The sequence below is a fragment of the Nocardia suismassiliense genome, assembly GCF_900269665.1.
Taxonomy (GTDB): domain Bacteria; phylum Actinomycetota; class Actinomycetes; order Mycobacteriales; family Mycobacteriaceae; genus Nocardia; species Nocardia suismassiliense.
Window position 1 is genome coordinate 3,059,507 of the sequence record NZ_LT985361.1, and the last position, 21,822, is coordinate 3,081,328.

The 21,822-nt window shown below is 64.2% G+C and carries 15 protein-coding genes and 2 rRNA genes; 12 read left to right on the forward strand and 5 right to left on the reverse strand.

The annotated features are described in order from the left end of the window. Positions 1–84 precede the first annotated feature (84 nt). From DBO33_RS13820 to DBO33_RS13835, 4 genes are all read left to right on the forward strand, one after another. Entirely contained in the window at positions 85–2,211 is a 2,127-nt protein-coding gene (locus tag DBO33_RS13820; protein ID WP_234391364.1) for a hypothetical protein, read from the forward strand. Between the two features lie 15 nt (positions 2,212–2,226). Next, positions 2,227–4,473, forward strand: coding sequence for a hypothetical protein (locus tag DBO33_RS13825; RefSeq protein ID WP_107660251.1), 2,247 nt, complete (start codon positions 2,227–2,229; stop codon positions 4,471–4,473). Between the two features lie 373 nt (positions 4,474–4,846). Further along, positions 4,847–5,446, forward strand: coding sequence for a GtrA family protein (locus tag DBO33_RS13830; protein ID WP_107655392.1), 600 nt, complete (start codon positions 4,847–4,849; stop codon positions 5,444–5,446). Between the two features lie 10 nt (positions 5,447–5,456). Then, entirely contained in the window at positions 5,457–5,684 is a 228-nt protein-coding gene (locus tag DBO33_RS13835) for a Trm112 family protein (protein WP_107655393.1), read from the forward strand. Between the two features lie 396 nt (positions 5,685–6,080). On the opposite strand, the gene DBO33_RS13840 is transcribed toward DBO33_RS13835, so the two are convergent. From DBO33_RS13840 to DBO33_RS13860, 5 genes are all read right to left on the reverse strand, one after another. Next, positions 6,081–6,878 carry a TetR/AcrR family transcriptional regulator gene (locus tag DBO33_RS13840; protein ID WP_456093878.1) on the reverse strand — a complete coding sequence of 266 codons (798 nt, stop codon included), beginning with the start codon at positions 6,876–6,878 and terminating at the stop codon, positions 6,081–6,083. After that, positions 6,794–7,588: an ABC transporter permease gene (locus DBO33_RS13845; protein WP_107655394.1), complete on the reverse strand. Its 795-nt coding sequence runs from the start codon at positions 7,586–7,588 to the stop codon at positions 6,794–6,796. Before DBO33_RS13845 ends, DBO33_RS13840 begins: the two co-directional genes overlap by 85 nt. A 52-nt stretch (positions 7,589–7,640) precedes the next feature. After that, a complete protein-coding gene (locus DBO33_RS13850) occupies positions 7,641–8,372 on the reverse strand; it encodes an ABC transporter ATP-binding protein (RefSeq protein WP_107655395.1) in 732 nt (243 codons plus the stop codon). A 124-nt stretch (positions 8,373–8,496) separates the two neighbouring features. Then, the gene (locus tag DBO33_RS13855; RefSeq protein WP_107655396.1) at positions 8,497–10,017 is read right to left on the reverse strand and encodes a multicopper oxidase family protein; all 1,521 of its coding nucleotides are present in this window, start codon (positions 10,015–10,017) and stop codon (positions 8,497–8,499) included. Between the two features lie 86 nt (positions 10,018–10,103). Beyond that, positions 10,104–10,577, reverse strand: a complete 474-nt coding sequence (locus DBO33_RS13860) for a MarR family winged helix-turn-helix transcriptional regulator (protein WP_234390828.1) — start codon at positions 10,575–10,577, stop codon at positions 10,104–10,106. A gap of 107 nt (positions 10,578–10,684) precedes the next feature. Between DBO33_RS13860 and DBO33_RS13865 the strand changes: the two genes are divergently transcribed. From DBO33_RS13865 to DBO33_RS13900, 8 genes are all read left to right on the forward strand, one after another. Next, positions 10,685–11,380: an NAD(P)-dependent oxidoreductase gene (locus tag DBO33_RS13865; RefSeq protein WP_107655398.1), complete on the forward strand. Its 696-nt coding sequence runs from the start codon at positions 10,685–10,687 to the stop codon at positions 11,378–11,380. A 104-nt stretch (positions 11,381–11,484) separates the two neighbouring features. Then, complete coding sequence (locus DBO33_RS13870) at positions 11,485–12,681, forward strand: NAD(P)/FAD-dependent oxidoreductase (protein WP_107655399.1); 1,197 nt, start codon at positions 11,485–11,487, stop codon at positions 12,679–12,681. 13 nt (positions 12,682–12,694) lie between these two features. Continuing rightward, the gene (locus DBO33_RS13875) at positions 12,695–13,585 is read left to right on the forward strand and encodes an RNA polymerase sigma-70 factor (RefSeq protein WP_107655400.1); all 891 of its coding nucleotides are present in this window, start codon (positions 12,695–12,697) and stop codon (positions 13,583–13,585) included. A gap of 37 nt (positions 13,586–13,622) precedes the next feature. Beyond that, positions 13,623–14,033 (forward strand): low temperature requirement protein A, encoded by a 411-nt coding sequence (locus DBO33_RS13880; protein WP_325050799.1) that lies wholly within the window; start codon positions 13,623–13,625, stop codon positions 14,031–14,033. Between the two features lie 42 nt (positions 14,034–14,075). Continuing rightward, the gene (locus DBO33_RS13885) at positions 14,076–14,699 is read left to right on the forward strand and encodes a DNA-3-methyladenine glycosylase (protein WP_107655401.1); all 624 of its coding nucleotides are present in this window, start codon (positions 14,076–14,078) and stop codon (positions 14,697–14,699) included. Positions 14,700–14,800: 101 nt separating this feature from the next. Then, complete coding sequence (tyrS, locus tag DBO33_RS13890; RefSeq protein WP_107655402.1) at positions 14,801–16,078, forward strand: tyrosine--tRNA ligase; 1,278 nt, start codon at positions 14,801–14,803, stop codon at positions 16,076–16,078. A gap of 540 nt (positions 16,079–16,618) precedes the next feature. After that, positions 16,619–18,137 (forward strand): 16S ribosomal RNA (locus tag DBO33_RS13895). 335 nt (positions 18,138–18,472) lie between these two features. Next, positions 18,473–21,609 (forward strand): 23S ribosomal RNA (locus DBO33_RS13900). The 16S and 23S rRNA genes sit together here, the layout of an rRNA operon. The last annotated feature ends 213 nt before the right edge of the window (positions 21,610–21,822 follow it).

The following is a 21,822-nucleotide window of genomic DNA, read 5'->3' on the forward strand; positions in this document are numbered from 1 at the left end:
GGGGCCGCCCGTCCGGATGTGCCGGAGGGGGCCCGCGCGGCCCGCCGGGACGTCTACCGCTGGGGACTGGTCACCGCCGTCGGCGTGGTCCTCGGCTACCTCGCGGTGCTGCTCGCCAACGCCAGGCACTTCTACACCGACGACACCGAGTCGCAGTACACCGGATTGTGGGTCGGCCTCGGCGATGCCCTGCGCGACGGCACCTTCCCGGTGCTGGTGCCCGAGCGGTGGATGTCGGGCAACAACACGATGGACGACGCGGGCCTGTTCAACCCGCCGCAGCTGCTGATCGACCTGATCGCGCCGTCCGTCGACAACATGGCGCTGTACGCCACCGTCGTCAAACTGATCTTCGCGATCATCGCCGCACTGGGCGTCTACCGCATCTGCCTCGCCTACGGTGGCCGGCCCGCGTGGTCGGCGGTGGCCGGTGTCGCGTTCCCGCTGTCCGGGTTCTTCCTGTTCTTCGACGAGGCCAGCTGGATGACCGCGCTCACCGGCACCGCGTGGCTGGTACACGCGTGGGCGTCGTCGGTGCGCTACACGCGCGGTCAGGGCGGGCCGATCCCGGTTTTCGTCTTCCTCTATCTGACGATCTCCACCCAGTACATCTTCCCGGCGGTCGAGGCGGCGTTGATGCTGCTCGCGGTCGCGGTGGGTGAGGTTGTCTACCAACGCAAATGGTGGCCGGTCGCGCGGCTCGCGGTGGTCGGGGCCTGTGCCGGGCTCGCGGGGCTGCTGACCTTCCTGCCGAGCATGCTGTCGGCGAAGGTGACCTGGCGCGGCACCATGGAGATCAACAACGACCAGTTCCTCACGGTGCCGTGGTCGGAGTCGTTGAATGCCAGCCTGCCGAGCTCGCTGCCCGCGTTCACCTCCTGGTGGGGGTATGTGCAGCCGATGCCGGTCACCTATATCGCCTGGTTCCTGATTCCGGCGCTCGCCTTCATCGATTGGGGCCGGGCCAAGGACAGCTGGCGGGAGCTCTCGGGTGTCGCGTTCTTCGCGACGATGATGCTGATGTGGGCGGCCGGGCCGGGTTCGATCGGTCCGCTGCGCTGGCCGGTGCGGGTGCTGCCGATGCTGGCCATCGGGCTGCTGGTGCTGGTGTGCGTGTTGCTCGGGCGCTACGGCACGACCAGGGACCTGAAGAATCGCGGTATCGCCGCCGGCGTGCTGGTGCTGCTGCTGTGGGTGCGGTCGTTCTCCGCCGATCCGCACGACGTTGTCTGGCATGTGCTGGCGGCCGTGGCGATCGTCGCGCTCGGCGCCGCGGTGCTCTGGGTGGACCGGATCAAGGGGATCGCGGCGGCCTGTGTGCTGGTGATCGTGGCGATGTTCCCGATCGCGTTCTTCCAGGTGCAGGCCGCGCAGCCGACTCCGATGACGTGGAACTTGCCGACCAACCGCTCCGAGGCCAAGGCCGCGTTCCCGGATTTCCCTGGGACCACGCTGCAGCTCGCTGAGCGCGGACTGCTGCAACCGGGGGACAACAGTCTCGAAGGCGCGTACGGTTCGCTGGTTTTCGGCAACTACGCCAAGTCGCTCGAGCTGTCCTACGTCAACGGCTACACCCCGACCGGTCACTTCTACTTCGGTGAGCTGCTGTGCATGCGGTGGGACAGCAGCGTCTGCCCGGACGCGTTCCGGCGCATGTTCGCACCGGAAGCAAGCACGGGGCGCACCCTGGCCGATCTGATGAAGCTGGATCGGGTGGTGCTGCAACGCGCTCTGTTCCCGGACGCGCGCAACCAGCCCGCGCCGGACGGCTGGAAGTGGGTCGACTATCCGGGGCACGAGAAGTACATCTCGGTGCTCGAACGAGCGGACGGACCGATCTCCACGGTGAACGGCCGGGTTGCGGACGCCAAGAACGTGACCGCGACGTCGATCTCGGAGACCGACACCACCAGCCGGGTGCGGGTCAGCTCGCCGAACGGTGGGCGGGTGGTGTTCGCCCGGCTCGGCTGGCCCGGCTACCGCGTCACCATCGACGGCAGGCAGATTCCGATCACCACGGTGGCGAAATCCTTTGTCGCCGTAGATGTTCCCGCCGGTACGCAGAACGCCGAGCTGGTGCTGACCTGGCGCCCGCCCGGCTGGAAGATCGGCATCGCCACGCTGGCCGCCGGAGTGGTGGGCACCGGTGTGCTGCAGTGGCTGTACGTGCGGTCGCGGCGGCGTGCCAAGGCGCAGCCCGCCGCCGGGTAGGGTCTGGGACTCGTGGTGGAAAGCAACGCCCTCGCCCGGCGGGACGTGTACAAGTGGGGCTGCATAACGGCGCTCGGTGTGCTGGCCGGATATGTGGCCGTGCTGCTGGCCAACGCCCGGCACTTCTACACCGACGACACCGAGTCGCAGTACGCCCCGCTGTGGGTGATGCTCGGAAATCGCCTGCGGGACGGCAAGTTCCCGGCGATGATCCCTGAGCACTGGATGGCGGGTAACTACACCATCGAAGAGGCGGGGCTGCTCAATCCGCCGCAGCTGCTGATCGATCTGATCGCGCCGTCGGTGGACAACGTCGCGCTCTACGCCACCGTCGTCAAGCTGATCTTCGCGATCGTGCTCGGGCTCGGGGTGTACCGGATCTGTTTGGAATACGGGTCATCCGCGCCGTGGGCTGCGGTGGCGGGCATCTCGATTCCGTTCACCGGCTGGCTGTTGTTCTTCGACGAAGCCAGTTGGTACACCGCGTTCGTCGGCACGGCGTGGCTGGCGCACGCGTGGGCCTCCGGTGTTCGTTATGCGCGGGGGCGCAGCGGGCCGATCCCGACTTTTGTCTTCCTGTATCTGGCCATCTCGGTGCAGTACATCTTTCCGGCGGTCGAGGCCGGTCTGATGATCGGCGCGGTGGCCGTCGGAGAGGTTGTCTACCAACACAAGTGGGGGCCGTCGCTGCGGTTGCTCGCGGCGGCCGCCGGTGCGGCGCTGGCAGGTCTGGCGACCTATCTGCCGAGCATGTTGTCGGCGAAGGTGACCTGGCGGGGCACCGCGCAGATCAACAACGACCAGTTCCTGACCGTGCCGTGGTCGGAGTCGCTCAACGCGAGTCTGCCGAGCACGTTGCCTGCCTACAACTCCTGGTGGGGTTATGTGCAGCCGATGCCGGTGGTCTACATCGCTTGGTTCTTGATTCCGGCGCTCGCCTTTATCGATTGGCGTAAGGCGCGGGAGAATTGGCGGGAATTCACCGCGATCGCGCTGTTCGCGATCATGGCGCTGATGTGGACGGCGGGGCCGGGGACCATCGGCCCGTTGCGCTGGCCCGCGCGGGTGCTGCCGATGGTGGCGCTCGGGCTGTTGGTGCTCGTCTGTGTGCTGTTGGGGCGGTACGCGACCTTCGACGGCTGGCGGCGGCGCGGGATCGCCGCCGGGGTGCTGATCGCCTTGTTGTTCGTGCGCTCGTTCTCCGCCGCGCCGCAAGAGCTGGGTTGGCATGTGCTGGCGGCACTTTCGGTGGCCGCGCTCGGTGCCGCGGTGGTGTGGCTCGGCCGGACCAGGGGGATGGTCGCGGCCTGCGTGCTGACGCTGGTCGCGGTGGCCCCGATCGCCTACATCCAGGTGCGAGCGGTGCAGCCGACACCGATGAGCTGGAATCTGCCGGAGAAGCGCTCGGACATGAAGGCCGCCTTCCCCGACTTCCCCGGCACCACACTGCAACTCGCCGACCGCGGGCCCATCCCGCCTGCCGAGAAGAATTTGCAGGGCGCCTACGGTTCGCTCGTCTTCGGCAACTACGCCAAGGATCTGGAGCTGACCTACGTCAGCGGCTACACCCCCAACGGACACTTCTGGTTCGGCGAGATGTTGTGCATGCTCTGGGATACCAGCGTGTGCCCCGACGCCTACCGCCGGGCCTTGGCGGTCGAACCGACCACCGGGCGGACCATCGTCGACCTGATGAAAGTCGACCGAGTGGTCCTGCAGCGCAGGCTCTACCCCGACGCCCGCAACCAGCCCGCCCCCGACGGCTGGAAGTGGGTCGACTACCCCGGCCACGAACAAACCATCTCCGTGCTGGAACGAGTGGACGGATTGATCTCCACCCGCAACGGACGCATCGCCGCCACCACCGGCAGCACCGCCACCTCGGTCTCGGAATCGGATACGGCCAGCCGCGTCCGGGTGAACTCCGACAACGGCGGCCAAGTCGTCTTCGCCCGCCTCGGCTGGCCCGGCTACCACGCCACCCTGAACGGCCGCGAGATCCCCACCCGACTCGTCGCGAAAACGTTTGTCGCGGTAGATATCCCGGCCGGGACGAAGAATGGTGACCTGGAATTGAGCTGGCAGCCACCCGGCTGGCAGATCGGCGCGGCGGCAGCGTTGCTCGGGCTGCTCGGGGTCGGGGTGTTGCAGTGGGTGTTCCTGCGGAACCGGCGTCGCGGTGATGGGGTGGATGCGTCGGTTGACACCGATCCGGGTGAGCCGAGTTCGCCAGAGGCTGATCTGGTGGACGTGAAGAGCTGACGGCGCAGTTCGATTGCGTAGACGCCAAGTCTGACGGCGCAGCTTGATCGTGAACTCAACGCACTGAGGTCGGGCAGTCGTTGTGCCAGGCCGACTGGTGGACGTGTGTTTCGCGGTCGATGGGAATGCCTACCGCGCTCGCGCTCAATTCGGTGGCCGCGACACGTTGGTCCGGGTGAACCCGCCGCGTGCGGCGCAGTCTCGGGCGCGTGGGCCAGCGGTGTGCTGGGAGGGGATTCGGCGGACACGAAGCGCTCATATCGGGTGCGGCGTTGCCAGCGCGAGCAAGTTCTGAGGCGCGATCGGTGCGCCCGTCGATCGGCCGGCGGGGCGGGGCGATAGAGTGCCTGGCGCGACTGGAGGTGGGCACCTGATGGAATTCAACGATGAGCGAAGTGAGGTGTCCGCGGGCGCCGACGGGGTCGCGTCTACGGCGACTCGCGGCGCGGCTTCGTTGGACGACTGCGATGGGCAGAGCGGGCGCGCTGTGCTGAGCAGTGATCCGATTGCCGTCGATCTCAGTACCGCCGAGCAGGCGAAGCCTGGACCGCTGCTGCGTTTGGTGCAGCGGCAGGAGGTCGCGTTCGCGGCCGTCGGCGGGTTCAATACCGCGTTGGGCATCGGGCTGACCGTGGTCTGGCTCGCGGTGCTCGGCGACAACGTGCCGCCGTCGGTCGCGGTGGCGGCCGCCTACGCCGTCAGCATCGTCATCGCGTTCGTGCTGCATCGCACCCTGGTATTCCGGGTGCGCGGACACCTGCTGCGCGACTTCCTGCGCTTCGTCGCCGTCAATTCCGGTGGCCTGCTGCTGAATATGGCACTGCTCGAGCTCGCCGTCTCGGTCTGGCACTTCCCCGACAAGCCCGCCGCCGTCGTGGTGATGGGCCTGGTCGCCTTCGCTAGCTACTTCGGCCACCGCCACATCTCGTTCCGCCGCCGACCGCAGGTCGAAGCAGACCACGCCGTCGGGTAGGTTTTCGGTCATGCCGGAGCACACCTTGGACGCCACCCTGCTGAGCCTGCTCGCCTGCCCCCAGGACAAGGGCCCGCTACTACTGGTCCGCGCCCCCGAGGGCCCCGTCCTCTACAACCCCCGCCTACGCCGCGCCTACCCCATCGACAACGGCATCCCCGTGCTGCTCATCGACGAGGCCCGCGACGCCACCGACGCCGAACACGCCGACTTCATCGAACAGCCAGTAGAAGCCTGACCCTCCACCGGACATAACGGCGGACCCATCTGCCGTTCCCAACCCCCATGTCCCGCCCAGCGCGGGCATCAACGGCCAGCGTTGTCGAGCGGGACAAGAGGGCGGGTCCACTAGATGTTCCCCGCCGTTACGTCCCCTTCGGCGCATCACCTGGGTCGAGGTGTTGCCGAGCGGGACGTGAGGGCAAGCTCCTTCGGCGTTCTTGCCACCATGTCCCCTTCGGCGCACACGGAGTTCGCGAGTGGGACCTGACGGTGGGCGTACTCGATGTTTGGCGCCATCATGTCCCGTTGGGCGCAGCCTCCCGGGTGAGACGGGAAATGGTGGCGGGCCTCTCGGTGCTCTTGCCACCATGTCCCGGTCAGGCTGAGCCCGGCTGTTCGGTTGGGGGAGTGGTTATTTCGCCGGTGAGGTAGCGCTGGAGGGTGGGCTCTTATACACATTTGACGCTGCCGACGAAGGGTTAGGGGTGGGACTGCGGTGGTGGCGGGTGTGTATAGAGAAAGTGCGGGNGCGCTGGAGGGTGGGGGCTATGGCGGTGATGAGGTCTTCGGCGGGGGGGGAGGCCATGGGTTCGATGGCGACGATTTTGCGGGCCATCAGGACTCCGATCATTTGGGAGCCGACGAGGGCTACGCGGAGGCGGCCGTCGTCGTGGGGGGTGGCGATGCGTTGGCGGACGCGTTCGAGGACGACCTCGAGGATGAACGAGCGTGCCAGCGAGACGTCTCCGCCGGCGATGATGCTGCGGACCATCGCGACGATGCCGGGGCCTGCGGGGGAGTCCCAGACGCCGAGTACCGAACGCAGGATGGTTTCGCCGAGTTGGTCGAGTGGGGCGGCGTCGACGGCGGACAGGGTGAGTTCGGGGCTGACCGGTAACTGGACTACCGCGCCGAACAGTTCCTGTTTGGTGCCGAAGTAGTGGTGTACCAAGGCGGGATCGACTCCCGCGTCGGAGGCGACGGCGCGGATGGACGTCTTGTCGAAGCCCGCCTCCGAGAACCGCGCTCGCGCCGCCGCCAGGATCGCCTCGCGCGCACCGGACTGTCCTGGCCTGCGTCCCGAGCGGGCCGGACGATCCTCGCCGGGTGATCCGTTGGTCGCCGTCACGGTGTGCGCCGCCGTAGCGTCGCCGCGCCCAGGCACAGCGCGACGATCGCGAACCCGGCGACGACTGCCAGGTCGCGCCACATCGCACCGGTGGCATCCGGATGCACCGAAACCTGTTGCAGCGCATCGACGGCGTAGCTCAACGGCAGCACATTGCTGATCGCCTCCAACCAGCCGGGCAGCTCGCCGCGCGGAACGAGCAAGCCGCACAGGAAGATCTGTGGCGCTACGACCACCGGCATGAACTGCACCGCCTGAAACTCGGTGCGCGCGAACGCACTTGCCAGCAGGCCGAGCGCGACACCACACACCGCGTCGACCACCGCGATCAGCACCACCCAGCCAGGGTTACCGGCCGAGTCGAGCCCGAGGAGGCCGAACGACACCAGGCAGGCGACCGCAGCCTGCGCCGCCGCGGCCAACGAGAACGCCGTGCCGTAGCCGCCGAGCAGGTCGAGTTTCGCCAGTGGCGTGGTGAGCAACCGCTCCAGCGTGCCCGAGGTGCGTTCGCGCTGCATGGCGATGGCGGTGATCAGGAACATCACGATGAACGGCAGGATGCCGAGCATGCTGATGCCGACGCGATCGAACAGCGACACCGGATTCAGCGGGTTGGTCGGGGTGTCGCGATAGATGAAGTACAGCAACGTCATCAGCAGCGCGGGGACCACCAGGATCATCGCGACGGTGCGGTGATCGTTGCGCAGCTGGCGCAGAATGCGGGTGGTCGTCGCGACGTAGGTGCGGAGGGTGGGCGTCCGCCGGGTGGCGGGCTCGAGTGTGCTGGTCATGGTTCCTGCCTGGTGTTCGACGATGCGTTGCGGTCTCGGGACGGGTCGGCGCTCATGCCGCGCGACCCGTGGTGATCAGCGTGAGGAACGCTCGTTCGAGGTTGTCCTCACCGGTTTCGGCGCGCAGTTCGTCGGGGCTCAGCTGGGCGAGCAGATGACCGTCGCGCATCAGCAGCAGCCGGTCGCAGTGCTCGGCCTCGTCCATCACGTGGCTGGACACAACCAAAGTGGTGCCACCGGCGGCCAATTCGTGAAACTGCTTCCAAAGGTCCACGCGCAGCACGGGATCCAGCCCGACCGTCGGCTCGTCGAGCACCAAGAGCTCGGGCTGAGCGACCAGGGCGCAGGCCAGCGAGGCACGGGTCTTCTGTCCACCGGACAGTTCGTCACCGCGTTGATGCGCGTGTTCGGTGAGCCCGACAGCATTGATTGCCTCGTCGACGGCGCTGCGCTCACGCCCGTAGAGTGCGGCGAAATACGCCACGTTCTCGTGCACGCTGATGTCGGAGTAGATGCTCGGCGCCTGCGTGACATAACCGATGCGCCGCCTGAGCTCCGCCGCCCCGGCCGGTCGGCCCAGCGCCGAGATCTCCCCGGACTGCACGATCTGGGTGCCGACGATGCTCCGCATCAGCGTCGTCTTCCCGCACCCCGACGGACCGAGCAATCCGGTGATCGACCCGCGCGGAATCGTCAAGGAGACATCGTGCAGAACTTCCCGTCCGCCGCGCCGCACCGTCAGGTTCCGGACCTCGACAGCGGTTGATGAGGTGGTTTGCGACATGGTCGCCTCAATTCATCGAGTGTTGAATTCACTGTGTGATGAATTTAGCGCGAGCGCGCGACAAGGGCAAGACCTGCATGTTCGATTGCGGCGTGTCCAGTGATGTGAGCGGCTGATCCGCCGCTCAATGCCCGTGCCGCGGTGGTTCACCCACCGATCCGCCAGCTTCGACCACCACGAATTGGCCCATCATCCCTTGATCCTCATGCCACAGCAGATGGCAGTGATACATGTACGGGGTGTCCGGATCAGCGGGACCGTCGAACCGCATCGCCAACCGGACGGTGCTGTTCGGCGGGATGAAAACGGTGTCCTTCGGTCCGGTGAGTTCCGCGGGCGGCGGGCCGTCGTTTCGCCCGAGCACACGGAACTGCACGTCGTGAATGTGGAAGTTGTGCGGCATCCCGTCGTTGTTGTGCACGATCCACGTCTCGGCCGTGCCGCGCGTGACGGCCAGGTCGATGCGGTCCATGGCCATCGGCTTGCCGTTGATGCCCGCCATATTGATGTCGAAGCGGCGTTCCTGGACCGAGTCCGAACCGTCGGGGGTAGACGGGCGGGCAAGGGCCGCAGGCAGTTCCGGTGACGGGCGCAGTGTGTCGGCGGCGCGAAGCTCGAGAATATCGAAAGTGTCGTCACCGCCGGCGAAACGCTGAGTCCAGAAGTTCAATCCGGCGTCGAGTTTGTTGCTGCGCAACATCGTTCGCTCACCGGGTCGCACCCGTACCACGATCTCGGCGCGCTCGCCCGGTGAAAGCTGCAAACGATCAAGCGCCAGCGGACTTTCCAGCAACCCGCCATCGGTCGCGATGAGCGAGAACTGACGCTCGTCGTCGAAGCCGAAGGTGTAGACCCGCGCGGTGGACGCATTGAGCAGGCGCAGCCGGATCAGCTCGTCGCCGACCTCGCGGTAGGGCGTCAGCGTCCCGTTGACCATCGTCTGATCCCCGAGAAACCCGACATCACGGAACATCGCATGCGACAGATCGAGCTCGGCCCGACGGAATTTCACATCCTGCACAATGATCGGCAGATCATCGACGCCGTAAGTGCTTGGCAGCGGCAAACTTTCGGATAGCTCGTCGTCGAGAAAGAACATCCCCGCGAGCCCACGCCGCACATGCTTCTCGGTCTCGCCGTGCGGATGCGGGTGATACCAGAGCGTCGCGGCAGGTTGATCGATCGTCCACCGAGGCGTCCACGCGGCACCCGCCTGCACCATCTGGTGCGGCCCACCATCCATCACCGCGGGTAAATGCATCCCGTGCCAGTGCACCGTCGACGCCTCGGGCAGCTGATTACGAACGGTGACCGCGACCTGCTCGCCGCGCCGGGCCCGTAGCGTCGGCCCGAGGTAGTTTCCGTTGAACCCCCAGGTCTCCGTCGCCTGTCCTGGCCGGAATTCGGTAACCCCCGTGCGCATTTCGAGCTCGAACTCGCGCGTGCCATCCGGCCGCACCGTCGACGGCGCCAACGGCGGAATCGCGAGCTGGTTGCCGAATTGCACGCGGCCGACAGTGTTCACCACTGCGTTGACGTACACCACGCGGACACAGCCGCCGATCGCAAGCCCGAGCAATGCGACGAGCCCAGCGAGAATCAGGAACAACCGCCGCCACCTGCGCGGCCGGGAAACCGAAACCATCTCCTGACGGTAGGAATCGAGCCCACCCCGTCACATCCGGAAGCGTCCCCATTTCGACCCTTGACTTCCGCCCCGCCACACCAGGATTACTCGCCGCTGAGTTCGGCGGCCGACTCGTGTCCGGCCGCGGCGGTACGCCGCAGGAAGTCCGCGATCAGTGCGAGCTCGGACTCGGTGTATTGCTCGCACAGCTCGTCCATGCGACTGTTCATGCCGGAAAGCACCTGGTAGAGCTCGGTGTTGCGCTCGCGGGTGGCGCGAATGGTGACCGCGCGACGGTCGGTCGCGTCCGGGTCGCGCTCGCGGGTGATCCAGCCGCCGCGCTGCAGACGGTCGAGCACGCCGGTCATCGTCGCGGGATGCAGCCCGGCGAGTTTGGCGAGCGCGCTGGCGCTGAGCGGCCCGTGCCGGTCGACCAGTTCGAGGCAGGTCCAATCGACGTCCTTGAGTTCGACCTTGCCGCCGAACTGCCGGTTGAGCAGCGACAGCTGGGTGTTCAGGTCGCGCAGCGACTCCTTGACCGCGTTGGCCGAGCGTCGATGACGGCGAGCGTCCGCCACTGTTACCTCCTTCATATTGTATGGGACTCATATTAGTTGATATGGTCCTCATATGATACGGCGCTCGGACAAACAGGCGCCGCACCGATATCCCGAGAAGGAACACCATGCGCATCACTGTTTTCGGAGCCAACGGACCCACCGGCCGCCTACTGACCGATCAGGCGCTCGCCGCCGGTCATGACGTCGTCGCGGTCACGCGCCGACCCGAAGATTTCCCGATCGACCACGACCGGCTGACCGTCTTCGGTGGCGATGTGCGGGAAGCGGATTCGGTACACATCGCCGTCGCGGGCGCCGACGCGGTGCTCTCCACGCTGGGCGTGCCCTACGGCAAGGAGCCGATCGACACCTACTCGGTCGGCGTCGCTAATATCGTCGCCGCCATGCGCCGCAACGACATTCGACGCATCGCCGTGGTGTCGTCGAGCGCCGTGGATCCGCAGCCGTTCACCGACGCCGGGTTCCTGTTCAACCGCGTGCTGCAGCCTTACATCGCGCGGGTGATGGGCAAAACGCTGTACGACGACATGCGACGGATGGAATCCCTGCTCGTCGCAACAGATCTCGACTGGACCATCGTGCGTTCGGGCGGCTTGTACGAACTGCCCGCCGTCACCGACTACCTGCTGGTCGAGGGCCATGCCGACAAGCGCTACACCGCCCGGGTCGACCTGGCGGCCGCCATGCTCCGGCTGCTCGATGACAACACGTTCGTGCGCAAGATCGTCAGCGTGGCGACGACAACGGACAACCCCAGCCTGCTCCAGTTGATCCGCGCTGAGGCATTGGGAAAGAGCTGACAGCCCATGTGACTCAGGTCACAACGCCTACCTGTCACGTCTGCACGGGGTTGTTTGTCCCATGGTCGTCACCAACTCGGGTGACCCGATCATTGGAGCAACCCATGAACCACCGGATCGTCATCCTCGGCGCCGGCTACACCGGCCTGTTGACCGCCATGACGTTAGCCCGCCGCACCCGTGCGCTGAACATGCAGATCACGCTGGTCAACCCGTCGGCGCGATTCACCGAACGCCTCCGCATGCACCAGATCGCCGCCGGCCAGGAACTGCCCGACCATCGCATCACCGACATCCTCACCGGCACCGGCGTCGAATTCGTCCAGGGCTGGGTCACTTCCATCGATCCGACCGCCCACCAGGTCATGGTCGACGAAACGAGGACACTGCCCTACGACGAATTGATCTATGCCCTCGGCAGCAGCACCGACACCAGCATCGTTCCCGGCGCCGCCGACCACGCCTGGACCCTCAACGATCCGAAAACCGCACACCGCTTCGCAGAACGTCTGAATGTCGTTACGGCCCAAGGCGGCACAGTCGCGGTCTGCGGTGCGGGCTTGACCGGCATCGAGGCCGCGGCCGAAATCGCCGCCGACCACCCGGGATTGCGCGTCACGCTGATCAGCAACGGCGAACCCGGCGCCATGATGGGCGAGAAGGCCCGCGCCTACCTGCACCGCGCACTGGACCGCCTCGGCGTCACCCGCGAAATCGGCCAGGCCGTCACCAAGGTGCTGCCCGAGGCCGTCGAATTGGCCGACGGCACACTGATTCCCGCCGACCTGACGCTGTGGACCACCGGCGTGCGCGTCTCGCCACTGGCCGCGCAGGCCGGCATCGACACCGACGCGGGCGGCCGCATCGTGGTCGACGAGACCCTGCGCTCGGTCTCGCATCCGACGATCCGCGCCATCGGCGACGCCGCCTCGATCCGCTTGCCCTGGGGCCAGATTCACGGCACCTGCCAGAGCGGCATGCCGACGGCCGCCTACACCGCCGCGGCCATCACCAGGCAGCTGCGCGGCAAGCAGCCGAAACCGTTCCGCTTCGGCTACTTTCACCAGCCGGTCAGCCTCGGCCGCAACGACGGCGTCATCCAGTTCACCCGCTCGGACGACACCCCCGGACGTTTCTACCTGACCGGACGCCTGGCGGCCGTCTACAAGGAATCGGTCAGCGCCAGCCCACTGCCGATGTTCCGGCTCAGCAGGCGAATGAATCCCCCGGTCAAGCTGAGGGCAGGCCGTCAGGCCGTCACCCAGGACCGGGTGGTGCTTGGCAAAGCGGAACCTCATTGAGGAGCATGACCCGATGGTGAATCCGACGCCCGCGCAAGATCCGTTCCTCGAACACCGGCGACTCCTGTTCGCCACCGCGTACCGGATGCTGGGCACCGTCACCGACGCGGAGGACATCCTCCAGGACACCTGGCTCAAATGGCACGACACCGATCAGACGACGGTGCGGCACCCCAAGTCCTACCTGGTCCGCACCGTCACCAACCTGGCGCTGAACCGACTCACCTCCGCCCGGGCCACCCGCGAAAGCTACGTCGGCCCTTGGCTGCCCGAGCCGCTGCTCACCACGCCGAACATCGCCGAGGAGACCGAATTGGCCGACACCGTCTCCACCGCGATGCTGGTGGTGCTGGAAACCCTGAGCCCGATCGAACGCGCGGTCCTGGTGCTGCGTGAGGTGTTCGGCTACACCCACGCCGAGATCGCCGACACCCTCGACCGACCCGAACCGACCATCCGCCAGATCGCGCACCGGGCCCGCGCTCACGTGCAGGCCCGCCGCCCACGCTTCGACACCGACAAGGATCAGCGCGATCACATCACCGCGCGGTTCATGGCGGCCTGTTCCGGCGGTGACCTCAACGCGCTGATGGATCTGCTCGCCCCCGACGTGACCTGCTGGTCCGACGGCGGCGGTGTGGTGACCGCGGCCCGACGACCTCTGCACGGTCCGGATCATGTGGCCCGCTGGACCCTCGGCGTGTTCGCCAAACCGATCGTCGCTGGTTACGAGCTCGAGCCCACCTACCTCAACGGTGAACTCGGCGCAGTGGCCCGGATCGGTGGCCACCCGGTCGCGGCCTTCACCTACGACATCGTCGACGGCCGCATCCAGAACCTGCGACTGCAGGTGAATCCGGGCAAGCTCAAAGGTCTTTCGCTGGGTCCCGACCTCGTCGGATGACCCGGCGCGCCCGCACCGAGGTCGGCCGTTGCCGTCCGTGATCGTTCTAGGCGGCACCGGGCTCGCCGATACCGGCGAGTTCGTCATCCGCGCGAGCCATTTCTGCGAGCGGCACGGCTTGGTCGTGATCGTCGCGATCGGTGAGTCCATCGTCGCGATCGGCGCCGGATTGGCCGGGGTGAAGATCACGCCGCAGCTGATCGTCACCATGCTGTCCGGTGGTGTCGCCCTGTATTTCCTCGGGCAGTTCTTCTTCCGCCTGGTCTTGAAGTTGCCGCGGCCGTGGATCCGGTTGGTCGCGGCCGCTGCCGTCGCGGCGACCACGCCCATCGGCGTCGTCTGGGTGTCGTGGGCGCAGTTGGCGGCGCTGGTCGCGGTCGGTTATCTCGCGGTGATCGCCGACGACCTGATCACCTTGCGCAGTGGTCAGCACAGCTCCTACCTGTAGATCAGCGGGACGGCGCGGAACCTGTCGTAGCCGTCTTGGACAATGGTGGTCGTGTGTGCCGATGAGCTGAACGTCGATCCGCCCGCCGCCGCCCGCCGTGTTCTGGGCGCCACTCTCTGGTCCGGGCCGGTCGGCGTCCGGATCGTCGAAGTCGAGGCTTACGGGGGTGATCCGGCCGGACCGTGGCCGGACCAGGCGTCGCATTCCGGGCGCGGGCGGACCAAGCGCAACGCGGTGATGTTCGGTCCGGCGGGGGTGCTGTACGTGTACCTGAGCTACGGCATGCACATGTGCATCAACGTGACCAGCGGGCCGGACGGAACGGCGAGCGCGGTGCTGATCAGGTCGGGGGAGGTGGTCGCCGGAATCGAGGAGGCTCGCGCACGGCGCCTGCCCGCGCGGACCGACGCCGATTTGGCGAAGGGGCCGGGCAATCTCGGCAGCGCGCTGGGCATCACTTTGAACGACTACGGAACTCCGCTGTTCGAACCGTCCGCGCCGATTCGGCTGGAACTCGCCGGCGCCCTCGACGAGGAGATCGCCAGCGGTCCCCGGGTCGGCGTGAGCACTGCCGCGGACCTGCCGTGGCGGTTCTGGCTGCCGTCCTCGCCCGCGGTCTCCACCTACCGGCGCAGTCCGCGAGCGCCGCGCGCCGAGGCGTCCTGAAGTTCGGCAAGGCGCGTAATTCGCTCGACCAGCGGCGGGTACAGCCGACACACTGAGGCGCACTCGAGCCACCAATTACCCGTGCGGAAAGATGGGACAGCGTGAGCGGCGACATCATCGACGAATTGACCTGGCGCGGACTGATCGCGCAATCCACCGACCTGGACGCGCTGCGTGCGGCCCTGGACGCGGGACGGTTGACCGTCTATGCCGGTTTCGATCCCACCGGGCCCAGCCTGCACGCCGGACATCTGGTGCCGTTGCTCGCGCTGAAGCGGTTCCAGCGCGCGGGCAACCGGCCGATCGTGCTGGCCGGCGGCGCCACCGGACTCATCGGCGACCCGCGCGACGTCGGCGAGCGCACCATGAACTCCACCGACACCGTGCAGGAGTGGGCCACCCGGATCCGTTCGCAGCTCGAGCGGTTCGTCGACCTGGACGATTCGCCGACGGGCGCGGTGCTCGCCAACAACATGGAGTGGACCGGGCAGCTGTCCACCATCGACTTCCTGCGCGACATCGGCAAGCACTTCTCGGTCAACGTCATGCTGGCGCGCGACACCATCAAGCGCCGCCTCGACGGTGAGGGCATCTCCTACACCGAGTTCAGCTACATGCTGTTGCAGGCCAACGACTACTTGCAGCTGCGTCGCAACTACGACTGCACGTTGCAGGTCGGCGGTTCCGATCAGTGGGGCAACATCATCGCGGGCGTCGAACTGAACCGCCGCGTCGACGGTGCCGCGGTGCACGCGCTCACCGTTCCGCTGGTGACCTCGGCCGACGGCAAGAAGTTCGGCAAGTCGACCGGCGGCGGCAGCCTGTGGCTCGATCCCGAGATGACCAGCCCCTACGCCTGGTACCAGTACTTCGTGAACACCGCCGACGCCGACGTGCTGCGGTACCTGCGCTGGTTCACCTTCCTCTCCCGCGAGGAACTGGCCGAACTCGAAGTCGCCACGGCCGAGCGCCCGCATGCGCGGGAAGCGCAGCGCAAGCTGGCCGCGGAGATGACCACGCTGGTGCACGGGGAGGCGAACACCCGCGCGGTGCAGTTGGCGAGTCAGGCCTTGTTCGGCCGCGGCGAACTGCGCGAACTGGATGAGCCGACGCTGGGTGCCGCGTTGCGGGAAGCCGCGGTGGCCGAGCTGGCGGCGGGGGAGCCGAGCACGATCGTCGATCTGCTCGTCGCCACCGGGCTGAGCGAAAGTCGCGGTGCTGCTCGCCGGGCGGTGAACGAAGGCGGGGCCTCGGTGAACAACGAGCGCGTCTCCGACCTCGAGTGGACCCCCGCCGACAGCGACTACCTGCACGGACGGTGGCTGGTGCTGCGGCGCGGAAAGAAGAACCTCGCCGGGGTACTGCGGGCAGGTGCATGAAGATCGCGGTGGCTTGAGTCACATCCGTGTGATTCAAGCCCGCGTTCGGCCCGGGACTGCGGCTCTGACCTGGGGAAACACCGGCGTGAACAGCGGATTTGACTCTGCGTTATCCGCCGCGTAACTTTATCCAAGTCAGAGCGACACGGACACCGACCCGGAGCCGAGAAGCACAGCGGAGACGCTGAGCGGATGGACTGGGAAACGAGGTAGTACGGGGTGCGCCTGGCCATCAGTAAGACGTCTAGGGCGATCACGCGGACTTGACTCTGCGGGAGAAGCCGTTTAGGCTGGAACAGTTGCCTCACGGACGAACCGGTTAGCGCCGGGGATGAAGTGTGTGCGTGTGTTCTTTGAGAACTCAATAGTGTGTCGATGAATGTCAGTGCCAATTATTTAATTGGTTCCGGCTTCTCATACCCCCCGGTTGAGAGGTCGGACATTTAGTCAGCAAATCTTTTTGCTGGCGTTTTGTTTTGCTAGGTTTTCGGACTCTAGTTATTCTTCTGATTGGCCTCTTCGGAGGTTGGTTGAGAGTCTTCAACGGAGAGTTTGATCCTGGCTCAGGACGAACGCTGGCGGCGTGCTTAACACATGCAAGTCGAGCGGTAAGGCCCTTCGGGGTACACGAGCGGCGAACGGGTGAGTAACACGTGGGTGATCTGCCTCGCACTTCGGGATAAGCCTGGGAAACTGGGTCTAATACCGGATATGACCTTCCAGTGCATGCTGGTGGGTGGAAAGATTTATCGGTGCGAGATGGGCCCGCGGCCTATCAGCTTGTTGGCGGGGTAACGGCCCACCAAGGCGACGACGGGTAGCCGACCTGAGAGGGTGACCGGCCACACTGGGACTGAGACACGGCCCAGACTCCTACGGGAGGCAGCAGTGGGGAATATTGCACAATGGGCGAAAGCCTGATGCAGCGACGCCGCGTGGAGGATGACGGCCTTCGGGTTGTAAACTCCTTTCGACAGGGACGAAGCGAAAGTGACGGTACCTGTAGAAGAAGCACCGGCCAACTACGTGCCAGCAGCCGCGGTAATACGTAGGGTGCGAGCGTTGTCCGGAATTACTGGGCGTAAAGAGCTTGTAGGCGGTCTGTCGCGTCTTCTGTGAAAACTTGGGGCTCAACCTTAAGCTTGCAGGCGATACGGGCAGACTAGAGTACTTCAGGGGAGACTGGAATTCCTGGTGTAGCGGTGAAATGCGCAGATATCAGGAGGAACACCGGTGGCGAAGGCGGGTCTCTGGGAAGTAACTGACGCTGAGAAGCGAAAGCGTGGGTAGCGAACAGGATTAGATACCCTGGTAGTCCACGCCGTAAACGGTGGGTACTAGGTGTGGGTTTCCTTCCACGGGATCCGTGCCGTAGCTAACGCATTAAGTACCCCGCCTGGGGAGTACGGCCGCAAGGCTAAAACTCAAAGGAATTGACGGGGGCCCGCACAAGCGGCGGAGCATGTGGATTAATTCGATGCAACGCGAAGAACCTTACCTGGGTTTGACATACACCGGAAACCTGCAGAGATGTAGGCCCCCTTGTGGTCGGTGTACAGGTGGTGCATGGCTGTCGTCAGCTCGTGTCGTGAGATGTTGGGTTAAGTCCCGCAACGAGCGCAACCCTTGTCCTGTGTTGCCAGCGCGTAATGGCGGGGACTCGCAGGAGACTGCCGGGGTCAACTCGGAGGAAGGTGGGGACGACGTCAAGTCATCATGCCCCTTATGTCCAGGGCTTCACACATGCTACAATGGCCGGTACAGAGGGCTGCGATACCGTGAGGTGGAGCGAATCCCTTAAAGCCGGTCTCAGTTCGGATCGGGGTCTGCAACTCGACCCCGTGAAGTTGGAGTCGCTAGTAATCGCAGATCAGCAACGCTGCGGTGAATACGTTCCCGGGCCTTGTACACACCGCCCGTCACGTCATGAAAGTCGGTAACACCCGAAGCCGGTGGCCTAACCCCTTGTGGGAGGGAGCCGTCGAAGGTGGGATTGGCGATTGGGACGAAGTCGTAACAAGGTAGCCGTACCGGAAGGTGCGGCTGGATCACCTCCTTTCTAAGGAGCACATCTCCACGGACACCCACACAGGTGGGATGTTAAACGTCTTGTGGCAGAGACCGTTTCGGATGCATACGTCATCCGGCGGACGCTCATGGGTGGAACACTGACTGACTCTTCTCGCGTATCAATCGGTCGTCATGACTGGTTGGCGAGGGGATATATCGGCACACTGTTGGGTCCTGAGAGAACACGCGAGTGTTTCTCTGGGCAAGATAACGACAAGGCTGGATCTTCAGTCATACCGCAGGGGTTTCCTCTGGCTGGTGCTGAGTATGGGTTTGGCTTTGTGTGTTGTTTGAGAACTGCACAGTGGACGCGAGCATCTTTGTTAGTAAGTGTTTAAGAGCGTACGGTGGATGCCTTGGCACCAGGAGCCGATGAAGGACGTAGGAGGCTGCGATAAGCCTCGGGGAGCTGTCAACCGAGCTGAGATCCGAGGATTTCCGAATGGGGAAACCCAGCACGAGTGATGTCGTGTTACCCGCATCTGAATATATAGGGTGTGTGGAGGGAACGTGGGGAAGTGAAACATCTCAGTACCCACAGGAAGAGAAAACAATTGTGATTCCGTGAGTAGTGGCGAGCGAAAGCGGATGAGGCTAAACCATGTACATGTGATACCCGGCAGGGGTTGTGTATGTGGGGTAGTGGGGCTCATTTTCCTATCACTGCCGTGGTAGGCGGGAGTCAGAAACCGTTGTGTTAGTCGAAGTGGTCTGGAACGGCCTGTCGTAGAGGGTGAGAATCCCGTAGACGAAAACTCAACGGCTCTCGTAGTGAGTACCCGAGTAGCAGCGGGCCCGTGAAATCTGCTGTGAATCTGCCGGGACCACCCGGTAAGCCTGAATACTCCCTGGTGACCGATAGCGGACTAGTACCGTGAGGGAAAGGTGAAAAGTACCCCGGGAGGGGAGTGAAATAGTACCTGAAACCGTGCGCTTACAATCCGTCAAAGCCTGCGAGTCGTTTGGTCGACTGTGGGTGATGGCGTGCCTTTTGAAGAATGAGCCTGCGAGTTAGTGGCATGTGGCGAGGTTAACCCGTGTGGGGTAGCCGTAGCGAAAGCGAGTCCGAATAGGGCGATCCAGTCGCATGTTCTAGACCCGAAGCGGAGTGATCTACCCATGGCCAGGGTGAAGCGACGGTAAGACGTCGTGGAGGCCCGAACCCACTTAGGTTGAAAACTGAGGGGATGAGCTGTGGGTAGGGGTGAAAGGCCAATCAAACTCCGTGATAGCTGGTTCTCCCCGAAATGCATTTAGGTGCAGCGTCACGTGTTTCACGCCGGAGGTAGAGCTACTGGATGGTCTAGGGGGCCTACAAGCTTACCGAAATCAGCCAAACTCCGAATGCCGGTGTGTGAGAGCGTGGCAGTGAGACTGCGGGGGATAAGCTTCGTAGTCGAGAGGGAAACAGCCCAGATCGCCGGCTAAGGCCCCTAAGCGTGTACTAAGTGGAAAAGGATGTGAAGTCGCGAAGACAACCAGGAGGTTGGCTTAGAAGCAGCCACCCTTGAAAGAGTGCGTAATAGCTCACTGGTCAAGTGATTTTGCGCCGACAATGTAGCGGGGCTCAAGTACACCGCCGAAGCCGCGGCATTCACACAATACGTCCGCCACTCTCTACGGGGGGTGGTGCAGCGGTGTGGATGGGTAGGGGAGCGTCCTATAGCCATGGAAGCAGCAGGGTGACCTAGTTGTGGAGGCTATGGGAGTGAGAATGCAGGCATGAGTAGCGAAAGACGAGTGAGAAACTCGTCCGCCGAATGACCAAGGGTTCCTGGGCCAGGTTAATCCGCCCAGGGTGAGTCGGGACCTAAGGCGAGGCCGACAGGCGTAGTCGATGGACAACGGGTTGATATTCCCGTACCCGTGTATCCGCGCCCATGATGAATCAGTTGTGCTAAGTGTCCAAAACCTCCGAGAAGACCTTCGGGTCTCGAGTGAGGGGCTGCACATGACCCCGGCTGGTAGTAGTCAAGCGATGGGGTGACGCAGGAAGGTAGCTGGGCCAGTCAGTGGTTGTACTGGTGTAAGCCTGTAGGGCGTCCGGTAGGCAAATCCGCCGGACATGTAGCCTGAGAGGTGATGCGTAGCCGATTGAGGCGAATTCAGTGATCCTATGCTGCCGAGAAAAGCCTCTAGTGAGTTGGTACACGGCCCGTACCCCAAACCGACACAGGTGGTCAGGTAGAGAATACTAAGGCGATCGAGAGAACTGTGGTTAAGGAACTCGGCAAAATGCCCCCGTAACTTCGGGAGAAGGGGGACCATTTCTGGTGACGGAATTTACTTCCTGAGCTGGGGGTGGTCGCAGAGACCAGTGAGAAGCGACTGTTTACTAAAAACACAGGTCCGTGCGAAGTCGTAAGACGATGTATACGGACTGACGCCTGCCCGGTGCCGGAAGGTTAAGAGGACCGGTTAGCGCCTTCGGGTGCGAAGCTGAGAATTTAAGCCCCGGTAAACGGCGGTGGTAACTATAACCATCCTAAGGTAGCGAAATTCCTTGTCGGGTAAGTTCCGACCTGCACGAATGGCGTAACGACTTCTCAGCTGTCTCAACCACAGACTCGGCGAAATTGCATTACGAGTAAAGATGCTCGTTACGCGCGGCAGGACGAAAAGACCCCGGGACCTTCACTATAGCTTGGTATTGGTGTTCGGTACGGTTTGTGTAGGATAGGTGGGAGACTGTGAAGCGGGCACGCCAGTGTTCGTGGAGTCATCGTTGAAATACCACTCTGATCGTATTGGACTTCTAACCTCGGACCATGATCTGGTTCAGGGACAGTGCCTGGTGGGTAGTTTAACTGGGGCGGTTGCCTCCTAAAATGTAACGGAGGCGCCCAAAGGTTCCCTCAGCCTGGTTGGCAATCAGGTGTCGAGTGCCAGTTCACAAGGGAGCTTGGCTGTGAGAGCGACAGCTCGAGCAGGGACGAAAGTCGGGACTAGTGATCCGGCACCGGCAAGTGGAAGCGGTGTCGCTCAACGGATAAAAGGTACCCCGGGGATAACAGGCTGATCTTCCCCAAGAGTCCATATCGACGGGATGGTTTGGCACCTCGATGTCGGCTCGTCGCATCCTGGGGCTGGAGTAGGTCCCAAGGGTTGGGCTGTTCGCCCATTAAAGCGGCACGCGAGCTGGGTTTAGAACGTCGTGAGACAGTTCGGTCTCTATCCGCCGCGCGCGTCAGAAACTTGAGGAAGGCTGTCCCTAGTACGAGAGGACCGGGACGGACGAACCTCTGGTGTGCCAGTTGTTCCGCCAGGAGCACCGCTGGTTAGCTACGTTCGGAAGGGATAACCGCTGAAAGCATCTAAGCGGGAAGCCTGTTCCAAGATGAGGTTTCTCACCACCTTCGAGTGGTTAAGGCCCCCCACAGACCATGGGGTTGATAGGCCAGAACTGGAAGCCCGGTAACGGGTGTAGGTGACTGGTACTAATCGGCCGAGGACTTACCAACAAAGAAGCTACGCGTCCACTGTGCAGTATCTGAAACAACACACGACACCGTGTTCACGGGTTCGGAGTGAGAGTTTCAGAGGCTTGCGCCTCTGCGAAGATCTCACACGCTCAACGGTTTCAGGGTCAGCCCTGCGAACCTGCGACCGGGGTGGGGTTTTCAGGGGCGAAGCCCCTGAAACAACTCTCCTGGTGAACCTGGGACACGGAGTGT